The organism is Streptomyces sp. NPDC048650 (assembly GCF_043199095.1).
In the GTDB taxonomy this organism is placed as follows: domain Bacteria; phylum Actinomycetota; class Actinomycetes; order Streptomycetales; family Streptomycetaceae; genus Streptomyces.
Genome location: NZ_JBICVM010000003.1, coordinates 506100 through 525555 on the forward strand (window position 1 = coordinate 506100; position 19456 = coordinate 525555).

21 protein-coding genes are annotated in these 19456 nt (G+C 72.0%); 10 read left to right on the forward strand and 11 right to left on the reverse strand.

From position 1 onward, the window contains the following. The first annotated feature begins 14 nt into the window (after positions 1-14). The 4 genes from ACGFML_RS11555 to ACGFML_RS11570 all read left to right on the forward strand — a co-directional run bounded on the left by ACGFML_RS11555 (position 15) and on the right by ACGFML_RS11570 (position 2131). Positions 15-212, forward strand: a complete 198-nt coding sequence (locus ACGFML_RS11555; protein WP_393542451.1) for a hypothetical protein — start codon at positions 15-17, stop codon at positions 210-212. After that, positions 209-436 (forward strand): hypothetical protein, encoded by a 228-nt coding sequence (locus tag ACGFML_RS11560; RefSeq protein ID WP_393542453.1) that lies wholly within the window; start codon positions 209-211, stop codon positions 434-436. Before ACGFML_RS11555 ends, ACGFML_RS11560 begins: the two co-directional genes overlap by 4 nt. 37 nt (positions 437-473) lie before the next feature. Then, positions 474-1220, forward strand: coding sequence for a DNA repair protein RecO (recO, locus tag ACGFML_RS11565; RefSeq protein ID WP_393542455.1), 747 nt, complete (start codon positions 474-476; stop codon positions 1218-1220). Positions 1221-1312: 92 nt separating this feature from the next. Next, positions 1313-2131 carry an isoprenyl transferase gene (locus ACGFML_RS11570; RefSeq protein WP_393542457.1) on the forward strand — a complete coding sequence of 273 codons (819 nt, stop codon included), beginning with the start codon at positions 1313-1315 and terminating at the stop codon, positions 2129-2131. 91 nt (positions 2132-2222) lie between these two features. Here the strand turns inward: ACGFML_RS11570 and ACGFML_RS11575 are convergent, their stop codons facing one another. The 4 genes from ACGFML_RS11575 to ACGFML_RS11590 form a co-directional block, all read right to left on the reverse strand. Continuing rightward, positions 2223-2657 carry a Fur family transcriptional regulator gene (locus ACGFML_RS11575; protein WP_393542459.1) on the reverse strand — a complete coding sequence of 145 codons (435 nt, stop codon included), beginning with the start codon at positions 2655-2657 and terminating at the stop codon, positions 2223-2225. A gap of 190 nt (positions 2658-2847) precedes the next feature. Continuing rightward, the gene (locus ACGFML_RS11580) at positions 2848-3744 is read right to left on the reverse strand and encodes a metal ABC transporter permease (protein WP_393542460.1); all 897 of its coding nucleotides are present in this window, start codon (positions 3742-3744) and stop codon (positions 2848-2850) included. Then, the gene (locus ACGFML_RS11585; RefSeq protein ID WP_393542462.1) at positions 3744-4565 is read right to left on the reverse strand and encodes a metal ABC transporter ATP-binding protein; all 822 of its coding nucleotides are present in this window, start codon (positions 4563-4565) and stop codon (positions 3744-3746) included. The genes ACGFML_RS11580 and ACGFML_RS11585 overlap by 1 nt, the downstream gene beginning before the upstream one ends. An 11-nt stretch (positions 4566-4576) precedes the next feature. Then, positions 4577-5542 (reverse strand): metal ABC transporter substrate-binding protein, encoded by a 966-nt coding sequence (locus ACGFML_RS11590; RefSeq protein WP_393542464.1) that lies wholly within the window; start codon positions 5540-5542, stop codon positions 4577-4579. 212 nt (positions 5543-5754) lie between these two features. Between ACGFML_RS11590 and ACGFML_RS11595 the strand changes: the two genes are divergently transcribed. Then, on the forward strand, positions 5755-7137 hold the full coding sequence (locus tag ACGFML_RS11595; protein WP_393542466.1) for a glycine--tRNA ligase: 1383 nt from the start codon (positions 5755-5757) through the stop codon (positions 7135-7137). A 94-nt stretch (positions 7138-7231) separates the two neighbouring features. Here the strand turns inward: ACGFML_RS11595 and ACGFML_RS11600 are convergent, their stop codons facing one another. Further along, the gene (locus tag ACGFML_RS11600; RefSeq protein WP_393542468.1) at positions 7232-7627 is read right to left on the reverse strand and encodes a hypothetical protein; all 396 of its coding nucleotides are present in this window, start codon (positions 7625-7627) and stop codon (positions 7232-7234) included. A gap of 249 nt (positions 7628-7876) precedes the next feature. On the opposite strand from ACGFML_RS11600, the gene ACGFML_RS11605 reads away from it, so the two are divergent. Then, positions 7877-9103, forward strand: a complete 1227-nt coding sequence (locus tag ACGFML_RS11605; RefSeq protein ID WP_393542470.1) for a sensor histidine kinase — start codon at positions 7877-7879, stop codon at positions 9101-9103. Positions 9104-9171: 68 nt separating this feature from the next. Continuing rightward, a complete protein-coding gene (locus ACGFML_RS11610; protein WP_393542738.1) occupies positions 9172-9810 on the forward strand; it encodes a response regulator in 639 nt (212 codons plus the stop codon). A 28-nt stretch (positions 9811-9838) separates the two neighbouring features. Here ACGFML_RS11610 and ACGFML_RS11615 read toward each other — a convergent pair whose 3' ends face one another. The 5 genes from ACGFML_RS11615 to ACGFML_RS11635 form a co-directional block, all read right to left on the reverse strand. Next, complete coding sequence (locus tag ACGFML_RS11615) at positions 9839-10564, reverse strand: hypothetical protein (RefSeq protein WP_393542472.1); 726 nt, start codon at positions 10562-10564, stop codon at positions 9839-9841. Between the two features lie 46 nt (positions 10565-10610). Next, complete coding sequence (locus ACGFML_RS11620) at positions 10611-11222, reverse strand: GNAT family N-acetyltransferase (protein WP_393542474.1); 612 nt, start codon at positions 11220-11222, stop codon at positions 10611-10613. Between the two features lie 321 nt (positions 11223-11543). After that, on the reverse strand, positions 11544-12125 hold the full coding sequence (locus ACGFML_RS11625; RefSeq protein WP_393542475.1) for a TetR family transcriptional regulator: 582 nt from the start codon (positions 12123-12125) through the stop codon (positions 11544-11546). A gap of 130 nt (positions 12126-12255) precedes the next feature. Then, positions 12256-13260 (reverse strand): aldo/keto reductase, encoded by a 1005-nt coding sequence (locus tag ACGFML_RS11630; protein WP_393542477.1) that lies wholly within the window; start codon positions 13258-13260, stop codon positions 12256-12258. Between the two features lie 160 nt (positions 13261-13420). Beyond that, complete coding sequence (locus tag ACGFML_RS11635) at positions 13421-14842, reverse strand: MFS transporter (RefSeq protein WP_393542740.1); 1422 nt, start codon at positions 14840-14842, stop codon at positions 13421-13423. Between the two features lie 134 nt (positions 14843-14976). On the opposite strand from ACGFML_RS11635, the gene ACGFML_RS11640 reads away from it, so the two are divergent. Continuing rightward, entirely contained in the window at positions 14977-15888 is a 912-nt protein-coding gene (locus ACGFML_RS11640; protein WP_393542478.1) for a helix-turn-helix transcriptional regulator, read from the forward strand. Positions 15889-15970: 82 nt separating this feature from the next. Here ACGFML_RS11640 and ACGFML_RS11645 read toward each other — a convergent pair whose 3' ends face one another. Further along, entirely contained in the window at positions 15971-17422 is a 1452-nt protein-coding gene (locus ACGFML_RS11645; RefSeq protein WP_393542480.1) for an MFS transporter, read from the reverse strand. A gap of 63 nt (positions 17423-17485) precedes the next feature. On the opposite strand from ACGFML_RS11645, the gene dusB reads away from it, so the two are divergent. Then, complete coding sequence (gene dusB, locus ACGFML_RS11650) at positions 17486-18622, forward strand: tRNA dihydrouridine synthase DusB (protein ID WP_393542482.1); 1137 nt, start codon at positions 17486-17488, stop codon at positions 18620-18622. 125 nt (positions 18623-18747) lie between these two features. Next, positions 18748-19323, forward strand: a complete 576-nt coding sequence (locus ACGFML_RS11655; protein WP_393542484.1) for a MarR family winged helix-turn-helix transcriptional regulator — start codon at positions 18748-18750, stop codon at positions 19321-19323. Positions 19324-19456 lie beyond the last annotated feature (133 nt).

The window sequence follows — 19456 nt, forward strand, 5'->3', positions numbered from 1 at the left end:
AAGGCGTGACGATCATGGACCCGATCGAAGAAGTGGAAACCGTGACCGCGGAATTGCAGGCGGCTCTCACCCGGGCCGGAATCGTGCTGCCGTCGCTCTGCCCCGATCCGGTGTCGTGCGCGCATCAGGTCATGAACCCGCTCGTGGAACTGGGGCGCTGCAACATGGAGACCGCCCGGCTGCTGGCGCGGGCCCTGGACGGCGGCCGGTGACCGCCCTCGCGCCGCCGGCGTCCGGCGCGTACGTCGTCGATACGCGTACGGGGCGGGTGGGTCAGGTGCGGGGCGGCGCGGGTCCGTACCTCCGGCTGCGGCCGGTCGGCGGCGGGCGGGAGTGGGAGTGTGCGCCCGCCGCGGCCCGGCCCGCCACCGCCGTCGAGCGGCTGCGGGCGGCGACCGCGTACGTCAACACCCGCAGCCGCGGGGAGCGGGCCTGAGGGACCGGCGTCCGCGGCCATGCGGGAGAATGGCCGCATGAGTCTGTTCCGCGACGACGGCATCGTGCTGCGCACCCAGAAGCTGGGTGAGGCGGACCGGATCATCACGCTGCTCACCCGGGGCAACGGACGGGTGCGGGCCGTCGCCCGTGGCGTGCGGCGTACCAAGTCGAAGTTCGGGGCGCGGCTGGAGCCGTTCTCCCACGTCGACGTGCAGTTCTTCGCGCGGGGCGGCGAGCTGATCGGGCGCGGGCTGCCGCTGTGCACGCAGAGCGAGACGATCGCGGCGTTCGGCGGCGGCATCGTCATGGACTACGCCCGCTACACGGTCGGTACGGCGATGCTGGAGACGGCCGAGCGGTTCACCGACCACGAGGGCGAGCCGGCCGTTCAGCAGTACCTGCTGCTGGTCGGCGCGCTGCGGACGCTCTCGCGGGGCGAGCATGCGCCGCACCTGGTGCTGGACGCCTTCCTGCTGCGCTCGCTCGCGGTGAACGGCTACGCGCCGAGTTTCGACGGCTGCGCGCGGTGCGGAATGCCCGGTCCGAACCGGTTCTTCTCGGTGGCGTCCGGCGGAGTGATCTGCGGCGAGTGCCGGGTGCCCGGGAGCGTCGTACCCTCCTCGGAGGCCATCGGCCTCCTGAGCGCGCTGCTGACCGGCGACTGGGAGACGGCGGACGCCTGCGAGGCGCGGCATGTCCGGGAGGGCAGCGGCCTCGTCGCGGCATATCTCCAGTGGCATCTGGAGCGGGGCCTGCGCTCCCTCCGGTACGTGGAGAAGTGACGCGGCGCACGACCCTCGGCAGACGCAACGAACACACAGATCCACAGATGCACAGATTCACCGGTACACGGATACAAGGAGACGTGGGGCGCATGGCACGACGCGGCATTCTGGGGCGCAACCGGCGCGAGTACGAGGCGCCCGAGCCGCACCCGTCCGGTGCGCGTCCGCCGAGGATTCCCGGCGAGCTCGTCCCGAATCACGTGGCGGTCGTGATGGACGGCAACGGCCGCTGGGCCAAGGAGCGCGGCCTGCCGCGCACCGAGGGCCACAAGGTCGGCGAGGGGGTCGTCCTCGACGTCCTCAAGGGCTGCATCGAAATGGGCGTGAAGAACCTTTCCCTCTACGCCTTCTCCACGGAGAACTGGAAGCGGTCGCCCGACGAGGTCCGCTTCCTCATGAATTTCAACCGCGATGTGATCCGGCGGCGCCGCGACGAAATGGACGCGCTCGGTATCCGTATCCGCTGGGTCGGCCGGATGCCGAAACTGTGGAAGTCCGTCGTCCAGGAACTCCAGATCGCGCAGGAGCAGACCAAGAACAATGACGCCATGACGCTGTATTTCTGCGTCAATTACGGCGGCCGGGCCGAGATCGCGGATGCGGCGGCGGCGATCGCGGCGGATGTGCGGGCCGGAAAGCTGGACCCGTCGAAGGTGAACGAGAAGACCATCGCGAAGTACATGTACTACCCGGACATGCCGGATGTGGATCTCTTCGTGCGCCCGTCCGGCGAGCAGCGGACGTCGAACTACCTGATCTGGCAGAGCGCCTACGCCGAGATGGTGTTCCAGGACATTCTTTGGCCGGACTTCGACCGTCGGAACCTGTGGGAAGCCTGCCTGGAGTACGCGAAGCGGGACCGCCGCTTCGGGGGTGCACAGCTGGGGGACGGCGAGACCGCCACGTAAGCGGGACGACGACACGGCAACGGGCCGCCTCCGGGACATCGGAGGCGGCCCGCGCCGTTTTCGGGTGCCGCGGGGCCATCCTCGCGCCTGGCTACTGCTTCGGCGCCGGCTGCTCGCGCTCGGCGCACTCTCCGCACGTCCCGAAGATCTCGATCGTGTGCGCCACATCGCGGAAGCCGTGCTCGGCGGCGATCTGGTCGGCCCACTTCTCCACCGCGGGCCCTTCGACCTCCACGGCCTTGCCGCAGGCTCGGCACACCAGGTGGTGGTGGTGATCGTCCGTGCTGCACCGGCGGTAGACGGCCTCGCCCTCGCTGGTGCGCAGGACGTCGACCTCGCCCGCGTCGGCGAGTGACTGAAGCGTCCGGTAGACGGTGGTCAGACCCACCGAATCGCCCCGGTGCTTGAGCATGTCGTGGAGTTCCTGCGCACTGCGGAACTCGTCGACCTCGTCGAGTGCGGCCGACACCGCGGTCCGCTGCCGCGTCGACCGGCCGCGTACCGGAGATCCCGCGCTCGTCGCCACCGTTGCCTCCCTAGGACGTCAGGACTGTCAGGAATTTCCCCCTGCACGTGCGTCGGCCATTGTGCCAGGTGATGCCCGGAACCCCGGGTGAGCGCCGACGCCGGTATCCCTGACCGTGTCCGTGCCGGTCTCGGTGTCCCTGTCGGTCCCCGTGTCGGTGTCCCTGTCCGTGCCCCGGTCCGTCCGTCCCTCAGACGCTCACGTCGTCCGCGGTGCGGGAACGGCTGCCGGGTACCTCCAGGGTGCACCCCTTCCCGGCTTCCGTGGCCGCCCGTGCGCGTTTTTTCGCGAGCGGCGCGGCCAGGGCCGTGAAGACCACGAAGAGGGCGATGGCGAAGAGGACGATGGTCGCGCCCGAGGGGACGTCCACGTAGTACGAGGTGGCCGTGCCGGTGAGGGTGACCGTGACGCCGATCGCGACGGCCGCCACCAGTGTCACCGCGAAGCTGCGGCTGATCTGCTGGGCGGCCGCGACCGGGATCACCATCAGGGCGCTGACCAGCAGCAGGCCGACGACCCGCATCGCGACGGTGACGGTGACCGCCGCGGTGACGGCGACCAGGAGGTTCAGCAGCCGGACCGGCAGGCCCGTCACCCGGGCGAACTCCTCGTCCTGGCAGACCGCGAACAGCTGGCGGCGCAGCCCGATGGTGATCGCCAGCACCAGGGCCGCCAGCACACAGATCGTGATCATGTCCTGCTGCGAGACCGTCGTGATCGAGCCGAAGAGATAGGTGCTGAGGTTGGCGTTGGAGCCGGCGTCGGAGAGGTTCATCAGCATCACGCCGCCCGCCATACCGCCGTAGAACAGCATGGCCAGCGCGAGGTCGCCGCGGGTCCTGCCGTACCAGCGGATCAGCTCCATGACGACGGAGCCGACGACCGCGACGGCGGTGGCGACCCAGACGGGGCTGGTGTTGAGCAGGAAGCCGAGGCCGACGCCGGTCAGCGCGACGTGGCCGATGCCGTCGCCCATCAGGGCCTGGCGGCGCTGGACGAGGTAGATGCCGATGGCGGGTGCGGTGACGCCGACGATCAGCGCGGCCAGCAGGGCCCGCTGCATAAAGGCGTAGTCGAGGATTTCCATCAGGTCAGCAGCCCCGTCCGGATCGGTTCCGCGGCCGGGTCGGCGTGCGGGTGGACATGGTCATGGCCGGGCAGCGCGTGCTGGCCCACGGCCTCGGGCGGCGGGCCGTCATGGACGACGCAGCCGTCGCGCAGGACCACCGCGCGGTCGATCAGCGGCTCCAGCGGGCCCAGCTCGTGCAGGACGAGCAGGACGGTCGTGCCGCGGCCGACCTGTTCGCGCAGCGCCCCGGCGAGCACCTCCTGGCTGGCCAGGTCGACGCCGGCCATCGGCTCATCCATGATCAGCAGCTCCGGTTCGCCCGCCAGGGCGCGGGCTATCAGCACCCGCTGGTGCTGGCCGCCGGAGAGCGCGTTGACGGAGTCCTTGGCACGGTCCGCCATGCCGACCAGCTCCAGGGCGCGGTGCACGGCGGCCCGGTCGGCCTTGCGCAGGATGCCGAGCTTCGTACGGGCCAGCCGGCCGGCCGTGACGACCTCGCGGACGGTGGCGGGGACGCCGCTGGAGGCGGTCGTGCGCTGCGGGACGTAGCCGATGCGGGCCCAGTCCCGGAAGCGGCGGAAGGGCGTGCCGAAGAGCGCCAGCTCGCCGCCGGTGAGCGGGACCTGGCCGATGACGGACCGGACGGCGGTGGACTTGCCGGACCCATTGGCGCCGAGCAGGGCCACGACCTCGCCGCTGCGCACGGCGAGGTCGACGCCGCGCAGGACGGGCCGGGCACCCAGCGAGGCGGTGGCCGCGCGCAGGTCGATGACCGGTGTCCGGGTGTCGTCCGACGAGTTCGGGGCCGGCGGGGCGGTGCGTTCCGTGGCCTGCTTCATGGTGACCTCCGTCACTTGGTGCCGAGCGCCTTCTGGAGGGCGGCGAGGTTGGCCCGCATCACGCCGAAGTAGTCCTTGCCGCGGGACTTGCCCGTGATCCCCTCCAGCGGGTCGAGGACATCGGTCTTCAGGTGCAGATCGCCGGCCAGCGACTTCGCCGTGGCCGGGTTGGCGATCGTCTCGAAGAAGACCGTCGAGACGTGGTGCTCGGCGGCGAGGGCGTGCAGGTCCTTGATGCGGTGGGCGCTGGGCTCGGACTCCGGGTCGAGGCCGCTGATGGCCTCCTCGGTCAGCCCGTAGCGCTCGGCGAGGTAGCCGAAGGCCGCGTGGGTGGTGAGGAAGGTGCCGGATGCCTTGTTCCGCAGCCCGTCGCGGAATGCGTCGTTCAGCCCGTTCAGCCTCTTCACCAGGGCGTCGGTGTTCTTGCGGTAGTCGGCCTTGTGGTGCGGGTCGGCCTTGGCGAGGGTCGCGCCCACGCCCTTGGCGACCTCGGCGAACTTCACGGGGTCGAGCCAGACGTGCGGGTCGTTGCCGCCGGCCTCGTCGGAGTGGCCGGCGTGGTTGTCGCCCGTGGTGTGGTGGTGGCCGTCGACCTCGGTGCCGTGCTTCTCGAGGCGGGTGAGGGAGGCCGCGTCGGCGACGTTCTTGGCGCCGGACTGCGCGACGGCGTCGTCCACGGCGGGCTGCAGGCCCTTGAGATAGACGATCGCGCCGGATTCGCCGAGCTGGGCGGTCTGCTTCGGGGTGAGGGCCAGGTCGTGCGGCTCGGCCCCGGGCTTGGTGAGGTTGGACACCTCGACGTGCTTGCCGCCGATCTGCTCGGCGAGGAACTGCAGGGGGTAGAAGGACGCCGCCACCCGCAGCCTGCCGTCCGCCGTGCGGGCGCCGCCGGAGGTGGAGCAGGCGGAGAGGACCAGCAGGCCGAGCGCCGCGGTCGAGGCGACCGCTGCGGTGGATCTCCGACGGCGTATGTTCATGACACTCATTTTCAACAAAGGTGGAAACGATTGTCAACAGCGCCAGGGCGGGTGTGAGCGGGCCGACAGGGGGAGCCGGAACCGATTTGATCCCGGGGGTACGGCCGCCGGTACCCTGAACTATTCGCCCGCCCGTCTCTCGACCACCACCCCCCGCTGAGACGCCAGGGCGGCGCCCATTCATCGTTCGTCGTCGTAATGAAGAGAGCACCGTGGCCGCCGACAAGATCGATACCATCGTCAGCCTGAGCAAGCGCCGTGGCTTCGTTTACCCCTGCAGTGAGATCTACGGCGGCTCCCGCGCTGCCTGGGACTACGGTCCGCTGGGCGTCGAGCTCAAGGAGAACATCAAGCGCCAGTGGTGGCGCGCCATGGTCACCTCGCGCGAAGACGTCGTCGGTATCGACTCGTCCGTGATCCTGGCGCCCGAGGTGTGGCAGGCGTCCGGCCACGTCGCCACCTTCACCGACCCGCTCACCGAGTGCACCTCCTGCCACAAGCGCTTCCGTGCGGACCACCTGGAGGAGGCGTACGAGGCCAAGCACGGCAAGCTTCCCGAGAACGGCATGGCGGACATCAACTGCCCGCACTGCGGCAACAAGGGCGGCTTCACCGAGCCCAAGCAGTTCTCCGGCCTGCTCTCCACCCACCTCGGCCCGTCCCAGGACACCGCCTCGGTCGCCTACCTGCGCCCCGAGACCGCCCAGGGCATCTTCACCAACTTCGCCCAGGTGCAGCAGACCTCGCGCAAGAAGCCGCCGTTCGGCATCGCGCAGATGGGCAAGTCCTTCCGGAACGAGATCACTCCGGGCAACTTCATCTTCCGCACGCGCGAGTTCGAGCAGATGGAGATGGAGTTCTTCGTCAAGCCGGGCGAGGACGAGCAGTGGCAGGAATACTGGATGGAGCAGCGGTGGAACTGGTATCGCGACCTCGGTATCCGCGAGGAGAACATCCGCTGGTTCGAGCACCCCGCCGAGAAGCTCTCGCACTACTCCAAGCGCACCGCTGACATCGAGTACCGCTTCAACTTCGGCGGCACCGAGTTCTCCGAGCTGGAGGGCGTGGCCAACCGCACCGACTACGACCTGACCGCGCACTCCAAGGCGTCCGGCCAGGACCTCTCGTACTTCGACCAGGAGGCCGGCGAGCGCTGGACTCCGTACGTCATCGAGCCGGCTGCCGGTGTGAACCGCGCGATGCTCGCCTTCATGCTCGACGCGTACATCGAGGACGAAGCGCCCAACGCCAAGGGCAAGATGGAGAAGCGCACGGTCATGCGCCTCGACCCGCGCCTGGCGCCGGTCAAGGTCGCGGTGCTGCCGCTGTCCCGCAACCCGCAGCTCTCCCCGAAGGCCAAGGGGCTGGCCACGGACCTGCGCAAGAACTGGAACATCGAGTTCGACGACGCGGGCGCCATCGGCCGCCGCTACCGCCGCCAGGACGAGATCGGCACGCCGTTCTGCGTCACGGTCGACTTCGACACCCTCGACGACAACGCCGTCACGGTGCGCGAGCGCGACACCATGAAGCAGGAGCGGGTCAGCCTGGACCAGATCCAGTCGTACCTCGGCGGGCGACTGCTGGGCTGCTAGGCCCTCGCCTGCTGGTTGTGTGAAAGCGCCGGCCGGGCCCGATGCCACATCGGGCCCGGCCGGCGCTTTTGCATGCCGAGCGGCGTGCCGCAGGTCAGTCGGCGGTGCGCGATGCCGTGGCCGGGCGCGCCGCGAGTACCGCGCACAGCCCCGCCAGCGGCAGCTCCGCGGCGACGGCCATGGCTATGGCGGTGGCCAGTTCCACACCGGGGGCGGCGGTGGCCAGGTCGATGCAGGCGTCGGCCAGGAGGAGAACGGCCGCGGCGGCCGCGGGGGCGCGGTAGCGGGTGTCGGCGGCCAACAGGCGGGTGCCGGCGGTCAGGAGGCAGGCGGCCTCCAGGGCGTCCAGGACCACCCAGGCCGCCGCCTCGGCGGGCGGAAGGGTGCCGGCGAGGTAGCCGAGCCAGGGGAGGAGCGCGAGCCCGGCGCCGGTCAGGATCCGGCCCTGCCGGCGGCGCGCGGTACCGGTTCGTACGGCGCCTGTTCGCACGGTGCTCCCCGCGCCGCCACGGGTGACACAACTGCCTTCTGGTGCTGGTGAGTCGAAGGCGAGGAGGGTCATGTCGGATGCCTCTTTCGGCTGTCACGGGCCCGGCCTTCGGGCTCGTGATCAACACTCCTCGCCAGGGCGGTCACAGTCGGTAGTGCGGCTTTCCGACCTGGGGTGGCACCAGTTGCACCCCAGGTCCGGGCATTGCCTTCATGGTCACGTCGGCAACACCCCGCATACCGTTGGGCCATGACCCTCCCGCCCCGAACGCGCCGTGCTCTCGTGCGGCTGCGGCGCGACATCCTCTTCCTCGCCGCGGGGGCGCCACTGCACCTCGTGGTGGCGCCCCCGCTCTTCTGGGCGGCGTACCTCACGGGCCGGACCGTCGCCGGGACCTCCTCGGAGGCCCCGGTGTTCCTGGCCGCTCCGTTGGCGCTGCTGGCGCTCGCCGGATACGGGCTGACGGAGGCGCAGCGGTGGCGGTTCCGCGCGCTGTGCGGGGTGGACCTGCCCCGGCTGCGACTGACCCAGGCCAAGCGGCAGTTCGGCTACAACTGGCTGATCGGACCGCTGCTCGGCGCCCTGGAACTGCTGCTGCTCGCCCTGCTGTCGATAGGGGTCGCGGCGGCGCTGATCCTGGTGTGGATCTGGCTGGTGCCCGACGAGTGGCGGATCGCCCACCACGGCTACACCACCCAGGCCACCTACGTCACGGTGGCGGGGCTGGCCGCCCTCACGGCTGTGCCGCCGCTGGCCGCCGGCCTCGTCCGGCTGGAGAACCTCGTCGGGCGTGCGGTGCTGGGGGTGAGCCGGTCCGACGAGCTGGCGCGGCGGGTCGAGGACCTGACCGAGAGCCGGGCCGGGGCCGTGGACGCCGCCGACGCCGAACGCCGCCGCATCGAGCGCGATCTCCACGACGGCGCCCAGCAGCGGCTGGTCTCGCTCGCCCTGAACCTGGGGCTGGCCAAGGCCACGCTCACCGATCTGCCGCCGGAGGCGCGGCAGGCCATCGACGCGGCGCACCGCGAGGCGAAGGACGCGATCGAGGAGCTGAACAACCTCGTCCGCGGGCTGCACCCCGCCGTCCTCGACGAACTCGGTCTGGACGCCGCGCTGTCGGGGCTCGCTGCCCGCGCCCCGCTGCCCGTACGGCTGCGGGTCGACCTGCCGCCGGACCTTCCGCAGCGGGCCTCGCCCGCGGTGGAGGCCGTCGCCTACTTCGTCGTCTCCGAGGCGCTGACGAACCTGGCCAAGCACGCACCGGAGGCGACCCGGGCGGACGTGACCGTCACCCGGCTCGGCGGGATACTGCGGGTGGTGATCGCCGATGACGGTACGGGCGGGGCCGACCCGTCCCGGGGGACCGGACTGAAGGGGCTCGCCCAGCGCGTGCGCTCAGTGGACGGGACCTTCCGGATGAGCAGCCCTGTGGGGGGCCCGACCATGATGAGCGTGGAGCTGCCGTGCCCGATGTGAGCCCTGAGTCAAGCCCTGAGTCAAGCCCCGAGACAAGCCCCGAGCCGGGGGCCGCCGTGCGACGTGCGGTGATCGCGGAGGACTCCGTCCTGCTGCGGATCGGGCTGGTCAAGGTGCTGGAGATGGCCGGTTTCGAGGTGGTGGCCGAGGCGGGGGAGGCCCAGGGGCTGCTGGCGGCGGTCGAGGCGCACCGGCCGGACATCGCGGTGGTCGACGTCCGGATGCCGCCCGGCTTCACGGACGAGGGGGTGCGGGCGGCGCTGGCGATCCGCCGGGAACGGCCCGGGACCGCGGTGCTGCTGCTGTCCCAGTACGTCGAGGAGCGCTACGCCGCCGACCTGCTGGCGACGAACACCAGCGGTGTGGGATACCTCCTCAAGCAACGGGTCGCGGACGTCGAGGAGTTCATCGAGGCGCTGCGGCGGGTGGCGGCGGGCGGTACGGCCCTGGACCCGCAGGTCGTGGCCCAACTGCTGGTACGGCGACCGAGCGACCCGCTGGAGAGGCTCACCGCCCGCGAACGCGAGGTCCTGTCCCTGATGGCCGAGGGCCGCTCCAACGCGGGCATCGCCGCGCAGCTGGTGGTGAGCGAGAGCGCGGTGGCCAAGCACATCAACAGCATCCTGGCGAAGCTGGATCTGCCGAAGGCGGACGCGGATCACCGGCGGGTGCTGGCGGTGCTGCGGTTCCTGGGGATGGGGGAGTAAGGCGATCCGGAGAGCGCGGACGGTCCGGTCATCTCGTCCAGGAGGGGGCGTACTCCACATGGAACGGCTCTCCGTCGCGTGGGCCCAGGTCCCGCCAGTCGTCGAGGGAGCGGCAGACGTGGTAGTTGCAGCCGCCGTTGATGTAGAGGCTGCTCGCCGCGGCGGGCGGTCCGTCCTTGGTGACGGCGAACACCTGCCGGGCCGCTGTCCGGAAGGCCGCCGTACTGCCCGTCAGCAGCAGCGTCTCGGCGTGGAGGTGCCGGCGCAGCCTGTCCGTGCCCTGCGGGGCGAACCGGGCGGCCGGTGCCGCGCCGTCGCCCTCGCTCCCGTCCCGTAGGTCCGTGTCCGGCAGGCGCGCGGTGCGGAGCTCGCGGGGAGCACTCCCCGCGGCGATACGCTCCCGCAGCCGTTTCCAGCGGGAGGGCCGGAGCTGCACCGCGCGGTGCACCAGGACGAGGTCCAGCGGCTGTTCGTCACCCCGGCCGAACCAGGGCTCGGGCGCGGTGGCCCGCATGGGCAGGTGGATCAGGGAGCGGGGGAAACGCGCCGCGAGCAGCATCAGCGTGCCGATGCGACGGCCGTCCGTCCGGTCCACCAGCAGGTCGTATGGGTGGCCGGCTTGGTACAGCGCGCCGTTCTTGAGCGGTCCGGCCGGCCGGATCACCCGATACTCCGCACCGGCCAGCCGCACCCGCTGCACGATGATCTTCACCCGCAGACCGTCGCGGGTGAGGGGGGCTCTCGACGCGGTCACGCAGGTGGCTCCTGCCGGGGCGGGCCCACCGGGCCGGGCGCACCGATCACAGCTCCCACGACCTGGACCGCTCCAGCCCCTCCCACTCCTCGCGGAGCAGGGACAGCAGCGCCAGGTCGTGGCGGCGACCGCGGTGCAGGCACACCGAGCGGCGGACGCCCTCCCGGACGAAGCCCGACCGGGCCAGGACGGCCAGCGCGGCGGCGTTGTCGGTGTGGGTGTCCGCTTGGAGGCGCTGCAGCGGAAGTTCGCCGAAGGCCAGGTCGACGAGGGCGTCGAGGGTGTCCGCGCCGAGGCCGCGGTGCCGGTGCTCCGGGGCCAGCATCAGCTCGGCCTCCGCCGTGCCGTCGACGAAGTCCTGGGCGGTGAGCGCCGCATGACCCACCGGCGTGCCGTCCGGGAGCAGGACGAGGAAGTCGTCGCGGTCGTACGTGCCGATATGGGTCTCGATGCGCTCGCGGAGCGAGGACAGGGGGCGTGGCCAGTAGCCGATCTCGCGGACGGCCTTGGGGTCGGACCGCCATGCGTGCAGCAGCTCGGCATCGTCGACGTCGAGCGGGGCGAGGCGGATGTGCCGGCCCCGCCAGCATGTCTCCCGACCCGTCCTCGCGGGTCGCTGTGCCGTCGCGTCCGACTCTTCCCCCGTGTTCTCTGCCACGGGGGGATGCTACGGGCCGAGCGGGCGCCGGGCCATGGGATTTCGGCGGCGGGACGCACAACTCGGCCTGGGGGCAGAGGGTTTCAGTCAGGGCGTGGTGGGCTTGCGGGCCTGCCCGGGCCCGCCTGCCCGGGCCCGCCTGCCCGGGCCCGCCCGCACGGGCATGAACCCGCACGGGCATGAACCCGCCCGGGCATGAACCCGCCCGGGCATGAACCCGCCCGGGCATGAACCCGCCCGGGCATGAACCCGCACGGGCATGAACCCGCCCGGGCATGAACCCGCCCGGCTGCGCCCGCGGTCCCCGCCCGGCCCGCCTCGCTACGCCTGCAACCCCCGCAGCACCAGCTCCCGTACCGCCTCGAAGTCGTCCGTGATCTCCGGGCGGGACCACTCGGGGGCGTAGCAGGGATCGTGGAAGCGGCCGGTGGCGGCGAAGACGGCGTGGGCGGTGGTGGCGGGGGCGGAGGTGTGGAAGGTGCCCTGGGAGACGCCGGCTTCGATGATCGTGGTGAGCTGGGATTCGAGGTCGGTGATGTGGCGGTCGACCGCGCCGCCGCTCTCGCCGATCAAGGTCATATAGGTGGCGAAGAGTTCGGGGTCGTCGCCGGCCTTGTGCCGCTTGGCCTCGAAGAGCGCGGCGAGCCAGCGGCGCAGGCGGTCCTCGGCCGGGCCCTCGTCCGTGACGATGGCGGACAGCTCCCGGCTCGTGCGTTCCAGCCAGCGTTCCGTGACCGCCTCCCGCAGCGCCGCCTTGGTGCGGAAGTGGCGGTAGACGCTGCCGTGGCTCACCCCCAGGGCGCGTGCCACGTCCACGACCGTGGCCTTGGCCGGGCCGTAGCGGCGCAGCACCTCCTCGGTGGCTTCGAGGATGCGCTCGGGGGTCAGTGTCTCGGGGGCCATGGGACGGGGCCGGCCTTTCGGGGGAGCGGGCGGGGCGACGGGCGGGACACCTGGCCGGTGCGCACGCCGGGTGCGGGGCCGCCAGGTACTACGGACCGTACCCGGCGCGTACGCCCGTCGCCCCGGGCGGTCATCGCTCGCTGTCCAGGTGGGCCATCTGCTCGGCCGGGTAACGCTCGCCTGCGGCGGCGTCCGCCGGGACGGCGCGCTCGATCGCGGCCAGGTCGTCGGCGTCCAGCGTGAACTCCAGGGCGCCCAGCGCCTCGCCGAGGCGGTCGCGCCGCCGGGCGCCGACCAGCGGGACGATGTCCGCGCCGCGCGAGAGCACCCAGGCGATCGCGGTCTGCGCCACCGAGACGCCCTTCTGCTCGGCGATCTTGCGGAGCGCGTCCACCAGGTCGAGGTTGCGGTCGAGGTTCTCGCCCTGGAAGCGCGGCGACATCCCGCGGAAGTCGCCTGCGGCGAGCTTGCGGTCGCGGGAGAAGTGGCCGCTGATCAGGCCGCGGGACAGGACGCCGTACGCCGTGATGCCGATGCCCAGCTCGCGGGCGGTGGGCAGGATGTCGTCCTCGATGCCGCGGGAAATGAGGGAGTACTCGATCTGGAGGTCGGAGATCGGGGCGACGGCGGCGGCCCGGCGCAGGGTCTCGGCGCCCACCTCGGACAGGCCGATGTGGCGGACGTGTCCGGCCTCGACCAGCTCGGCGATGGCGCCGACGGTCTCCTCGATCGGGACGTCCGGGTCGATGCGGGCGATGCGGTAGATGTCGATGTGGTCGCGGCCCAGGCGCTGGAGGGAGTACGCGGCGAAGTTCCGCACCGCGTTCGGCCGGCCGTCGTAGCCGGTGAAGCCGCCTTCGACGGTGCGCAGGGCGCCGAACTTGACGCTGGTCAGGGCCCTGTCGCGGGCGGCGGCGGGGGCGGTCCTGAGGGCTTCGTTGATGAGGAGTTCGTTGTGGCCCATGCCGTAGAAGTCGCCGGTGTCGAGCAGGGTGATGCCCGCTTCGAGGGCGGCGTGGACGGTGGCAAGGGATTCGGCGCGGTCGGTGTCGCCGTAGAGGGCGGACATGCCCATGCAGCCGAGGCCGAGGGCCGAGGTCTGCGGGCCGGTGGTGCCGAGGGTGCGGGTCTGCACGGCGTGCTCCTGACGGGAGAGGGGGGATGGGGAGGGGTAGCGGCGGCCGTGCCTTCACTATGGCATGACGACTGACAGATATCAATATCTGTCAGTCGTCATGTGGGGGTCGAGGTGGTGAGCGGTGCGGACCGGCGTGGCCCGGGGCGGCCCGGCGTCGTCAGCGCAGGGTGCGGGGCAGTCGCAGGGCGAGCAGCGTGGTCCCCAGCACGATCACCAGCTGCGTCAGGAGCGCTGCCAGCAGTGCGTCGCGGATGCCGAGCGAGGGGAGGAGGGTCAGGAAGAGGGTGCCGAGCGTGGCCACACCGAGGGCCAGCCCCGACTGCTGGGTGGTGACCATGACGCCACCGCCCACCCCGGCCTGGGCCGCCGGCAGCTCGCTCAGGATGATGCGCAGCAGGATCGGCAGCACCATTCCCTGCCCCCACCCCAGGACGGCCATGCTCGGCGCGAGGTCGGCCACCGACACGCCGGGCCAGCCCGCGTGGACGGTCAGCGCCAGGGCCGCCAGGCCGGTGGCCTGTATCAGCGAGCCGGTCAGCACCACCCGGCGCCCGAAGCGCCGCACCAGACGCGGGCCCGCCAGGGAGGCGAGGAAGTAGGTGAGGCAGAGCGGAACGAGGGACAGGCCGCCCGTGAACGGGCCGTAGTGGAGACCGGCCTGGAGGGCCACGGCCACTACGAACATGAAGCCGCCGAAGCCGATCGAGAACGGCACGATCATGGCCAGGCCGCTGCGGACCGAGGGGATGTGCAGCAGCGAGGGCGGCACGAGCGGTGTGCGGCCCCGCCGTTCGGCGCGGCGCTCGACGACCACGAACGCGGCGGCGGCGAACGGGAAGCCGGCGAGCAGTAGCCACGACCACAGCGGCCAGCCGGCGGCCCGGCCCTCGGTCAGCGGCAGTAGCAGGGCGATCAGGGAGACGGCGAGCAGCGCGGTGCCGGGGCCGTCCACCCGGCTCGGGTGCGGGGACCGGGTCTCGGGGACGGTGCGCACGGCCAGCAGCCACGCCACGGCCGCGATCGGCACGTTCACCAGGAACACCGCGCGCCATCCGGTGCCCGCCAGGTCGACGGAGACCAGCAGCCCGCCGAGCACCTGGCCGAGCGCGCTGGAGACGCCCGCCGTACCGCCGTACAGGCTCACCGCCCTGGCCCGCCGGGAGCCGGTGGTGGCGGCCTGGATGGTGGCCAGCACCTGCGGCAGCAGCAGCGCGGATGCGGCACCCTGGGCCACCCGGGCGGCCACCAGCGTCCAGGCGTCCGGCGCCAACCCGCAGGCGAGCGAGGTCAGTCCGAAGGCGGCCAACCCCCACAGGAACAGCCGTCGGCGGCCGATCATGTCGCCCAGCCGGCCGCCGAGGACGAGCAGCATGGCGTAGGCGACGCCGTAGCCCGCCACCACCATCTCCAGCAGCGCCGGGCCCGCGTGCAGGTCGTGGTCGATGGTGGGCAGCGCGACGTTGACGATGAAGAAGTCGATCATCGGGAGGGCCGCGCCCAGGAGGACGGTCAGCAGGCCGGCCGCGGTCAGCAGCGGGGTGGCCGCGGCGGGCTGCCGGACGGCGGAGGGTGGGGCCATGGGGGCGGTGGTCTGAACTCGGGTATCGCTCACGGCATCGACGATGCTCGCTCGCTCAGACGGGTACCAGAGTGTCCTTATCCTGGTACCGGTGCTACCTGGCAACCGGCTGGGGCCTGCGGCACCCTGGAGGCATGACCGTCGACGCGACTCTGCCGCAGGCTGCCACATCCGCCGGTGCCGCCGACCGGCCGGGCGGTGTCGCGCCACGCGACGCCGCCCGGCGGGCCGAGCTGGCCGCGTTCCTGCGCAGCCGGCGGGAGCGGATCACACCGGAACAGGTCGGGCTGCCGAGGGGCGCCCGGCGGCGTACCCCGGGGCTGCGCCGCGAGGAGGTCGCCCACCTCGGGGCGGTCGGCGTCACCTGGTACACCTGGCTCGAACAGGCCCGGAACATCCATGTCTCGCCGCAGGTCCTGGACGCGGTGGCCCGCGCGCTGCTGCTGGACCGCACCGAGCGCAGCCATCTGTTCGCGCTGGCCGGAGCGGTCGACCCGCTGCCCGGCACCGAGTGCACGGGGGTGTCGCGCGCGATGCGGCAGATCCTGGACCAGCTCGCCCCGTTCCCGGCGGTCGTCCAGAACAGCCGGTTCGACATCCTCGCCTACAACCGCACCTACGGGCAGCTGATGTGCGATCTCGACGCGCTGCCCGAAGAGGACCGCAACTGCATGTGGCTGGCGTTCACCAACGCCGAGTGGCGGGCGGGGGTGGCCGACCTGGACGCCACGATGCGGGTGATGGCCGCCAAGTTCCGGGCGTCGATGGCCGAACACGTCGCCGAGCCCGCCTGGAAAGCGCTGGTCGCGCGGCTGACCGAGGCGTCGCCGGAGTTCCGCGAGATCTGGGCACAGCACGAGGTCGTCCGTCCCGTGAGCGCCGTCAAGGTCTTCCGGCACCCCCGCGTGGGCACCCTCGAACTCACCGCGAGCAATCTGTGGACGGGCCCCAACCCCGGCCCCAGGGTGCTGACCTACACCCCTGTGGACGACAGCTCACGGGAACGGCTGGAGCAGCTGGAGAAGCTGCTGCTCGCCGAGGTGTGACGGCCCCGGCCCACGCCTGCGCCCCGGCCCACGCCTGCGCCCCGGCTGCGCCCGCCCCTGCGCCCGGTCTGCCGCACCCGGTCTACGCCGTCGCCGCGGCGCGCCCGTCGTGCGGCTCGTCCTCGAAGAGCTCCGCCGTGTGCCGGGCGGTGCCCCGCGCCCACCGCCCCGTGCTCACGGCCCCCAGCAGCAGAATGGCCGCGCCGCACCCGGCGATGATCCACCAGGCCGGCCGCCCGGCCGCGAGGAACTCGTCCGCGGTGGCGCCGGCCCCCGCCCCGCTCGCCAGTACGGCTCCGATCACCGCGACGCCCAGTGACTGCCCCACCTGGCGGCTGGTCGAGGCGACCGCGGCCGCCACCCCGGCCTGGGTGCGCGGCATGCCGGACACCGCGGTGTTGGTGATCGGCGCGTTGACCAGCCCGAAGCCGATGCCGAACAGCACGTACCCGGTGAACAGCAGCGCCGTGGTCGCCTGCGCGTCGAACGCGGCGAAGAGCAGCCCGCTGGCCCCCATGAACAGGCCCGCCAGCAGCAGCGAGAGCCGGGGCCCGCGGCTGCCGACCAGCCGCCCCGACAGCGGCGCGAAGATCAGCGTCATGCTCGCCATGGGGATCATGTACAGACCCGCGTCCAGGGCGGACAGCCCGCGCACATTCTGCAGATACAGGGTGTTGAGGAAGAGGAAGCCGCCGAGCGAGGCGAAGGCGCAGACCGCCACGACCGTGGCCCCGCTGAACGGCACGCTGTGGAAGAACCGCAGGTCGATGAGGGGTTCGCGGCGGCGTCGCTCGTAGCGGATCAGGGTCCCCAACGAGACCAGTGCCACCAGCACGAACGCCAGGATCTCCGGTGACCGCCAGCCCGCCTCCGGGGCCTCGATGATCGCGTACGTCAGCGACCCGAACAGTGCGATCACCAGCAACTGGCCCACCGGGTCGACGCGGCGGGGCCGGGGGGCCCGCGACTCGGGGATGTAGCGCAGGGTGAGGAAGAGCGCCAGGGCGCCGATGGGGACGTTGATCCAGAAGATCGAGCGCCAGCCGACGGTCTGCACCAGCAGCCCGCCGATCACCGGGCCGGCCGCCATACTGACGCCCACGACCCCGCCCCACACCCCGATGGCGCGCGCCCGCTCCCGTGGCTCGGTGAAGGTGTTGGTGATGATCGACATCGCGACGGGATTGAGCATCGAACCGCCCACCGCCTGCACCATCCGGAACACCACCAGCCACTCCAGGCCGGGCGCCAGGCTGCACAGCAGCGAGCCGATCGCGAAGACCACCAGCCCGACCAGGAAGACCCGCCGCCGACCGAGCCGGTCCGCGGTCGATCCGGCCAGCATCAGCAGCGAGGCCAGGACCAGCGTGTAGGCGTCGATCGTCCACTGCATGTCGGAGACCGAGGCGCCCAGGTCGTGCTGCATCGAGGGCAGGGCGACGTTCAGGACGGTGTTGTCGAGGCTGACGATCAACAGGCTCATACAGCAGATCGCCAGCACCAGAAGACGTCGGCGACGGCTGAGCTCAGGCATGGTTGAACGCTACAACGATCCGGGACCGGGACCCTGGCAGGGGCACCCGCGCGGTGCGGGACAATGGGCTCCATGACTTCGCTGCAGATCGGACCGCATGCGGTGCAGCCCCCCGTGGTGCTCGCGCCGATGGCCGGGATCACCAACGCCCCCTTCCGGACGCTGTGCCGGGAGTTCTCCGGGGGCAAGGGCCTGTTCGTGAGCGAGATGATCACGACCCGGGCACTGGTCGAACGCAACGAGAAGACCATGCAGCTGATCCATTTCGACGCGACCGAGAAGCCGCGCTCGATCCAGCTGTACGGCGTCGACCCGGCCACCGTCGGCAAGGCCGTCCGCATGATCGCGGAGGAGGACCTGGCCGACCACATCGACCTGAACTTCGGCTGCCCGGTCCCCAAGGTCACCCGCAAGGGCGGCGGCTCCGCGCTCCCGTACAAGCGCCCCCTGCTGCGCGCCATCCTGCGCGAGGCGGTCACCGGCGCCGGCGACCTGCCCGTCACGATGAAGATGCGCAAGGGCATCGACGACGACCACATCACGTTCCTCGACGCCGGCCGGATCGCCGTCGAGGAGGGCGTGACCGCGATCGCCCTGCACGGCCGCACCGCCGCCCAGCACTACGGCGGCACCGCCGACTGGGACGCCATCGCCCGCCTCAAGGAGCACGTCCCCGAGATCCCGGTGCTCGGCAACGGCGACATCTGGTCGGCGGCCGACGCCGTCCGGATGATGCGCGAAACCGGCTGCGACGGCGTGGTCGTCGGCCGCGGCTGCCTGGGCCGCCCCTGGCTCTTCGGCGACCTGGTGGCCGCCTTCGAGGGCACCGGCGCACCCAAGGCGCCCGGCCTGCGCGAGGTCGCCGCCGTCATGCTGCGGCACGCCGCGCTCCTGGGCGAGTGGATCGGCGACGAGACCCGCGGGGTCATCGACTTCCGCAAGCACGTGGCCTGGTACCTCAAGGGCTTCTCCGTCGGCTCCGAGATGCGCAAGCGGCTGGCCATGACGGGCTCGCTGGCGGAGTTGGCGGACGGCGTCGGCGAGCTCGACCTCGATCAGCCGTGGCCGCAGGGCGCGGACGGCCCCCGCGGCCGGACCTCGGGCAACAACCGGGTGGTGCTCCCCGACGGCTGGCTCAAGGACCCCTACGACTGCGCCGGTGTGAGCGAGGACGCGGAGCTGGACACCTCCGGCGGATGACGCCCGGCGGGTGACTTCGGGCGGGTGACTTCGGGCGGGTGATCCGGCCCGGAGCGCCCCGGTCGCGGTATCGATGGGGCTCGTACGGGTCCCGTCGGCGGACCGGGCGCGAGCGAGGAGATGCCGTGGTCAGTGGGCACCGTCCCATCGGGGACACGGAAAAGGCGGTCCAGGCCAAGCTCGGCGACACCCCCGTCCGGCGCCAGCAGATGGCCGCCGTGGCCGGCATCTACCGTGCCGCGGCCACCGTCCGACAGCACTTCGAGAACTCCGTCCTGCGCACGGTCGAGCTGACCTGGACCTCCTTCGTCGTGCTGTGGGTGGTGTGGATCCGGGGCGAGACGGAGACCCGCCGGGTGGCCGAGGAGGCCGGTATCTCCAAGGGCACGCTCACCGGCGTCGCCCGTACGCTCCAGGGCCGCGGCCTGCTGGAGCGCACCACCCACCCGACCGACGGCCGCCTCGCGCTGCTCGCGCTGACACCCGCGGGCGAGACGCTGATGGCGCAGGTCTTTCCGCAGTTCAACGCCGAGGAGTCCTTCGTCACCGGCCCCCTGAGCGACGACGAGGCGCTGGACCTGGCGGATCTGCTGCGCCGCATCGTGGTGCAGGTCGAAACGCACGGCGAGGACCGCCGGCTGGAGCTGCTGGGCGGTCAGGACCCGCGGCCCCGGCGCAGCGGCCGGCGGCCGAAGGTCTGAGTTGTGGTGCCGGGCACCGTGGTCGTCGTGCCACCCGTCGCGCTGATGCCGACTTCGCCCCGTACACCGTCCGGAACGTCTTGCGGTGCGCCGGCCGGCGCACCGGCGGTGGTGCCGCCGTCGCGCGGACGGG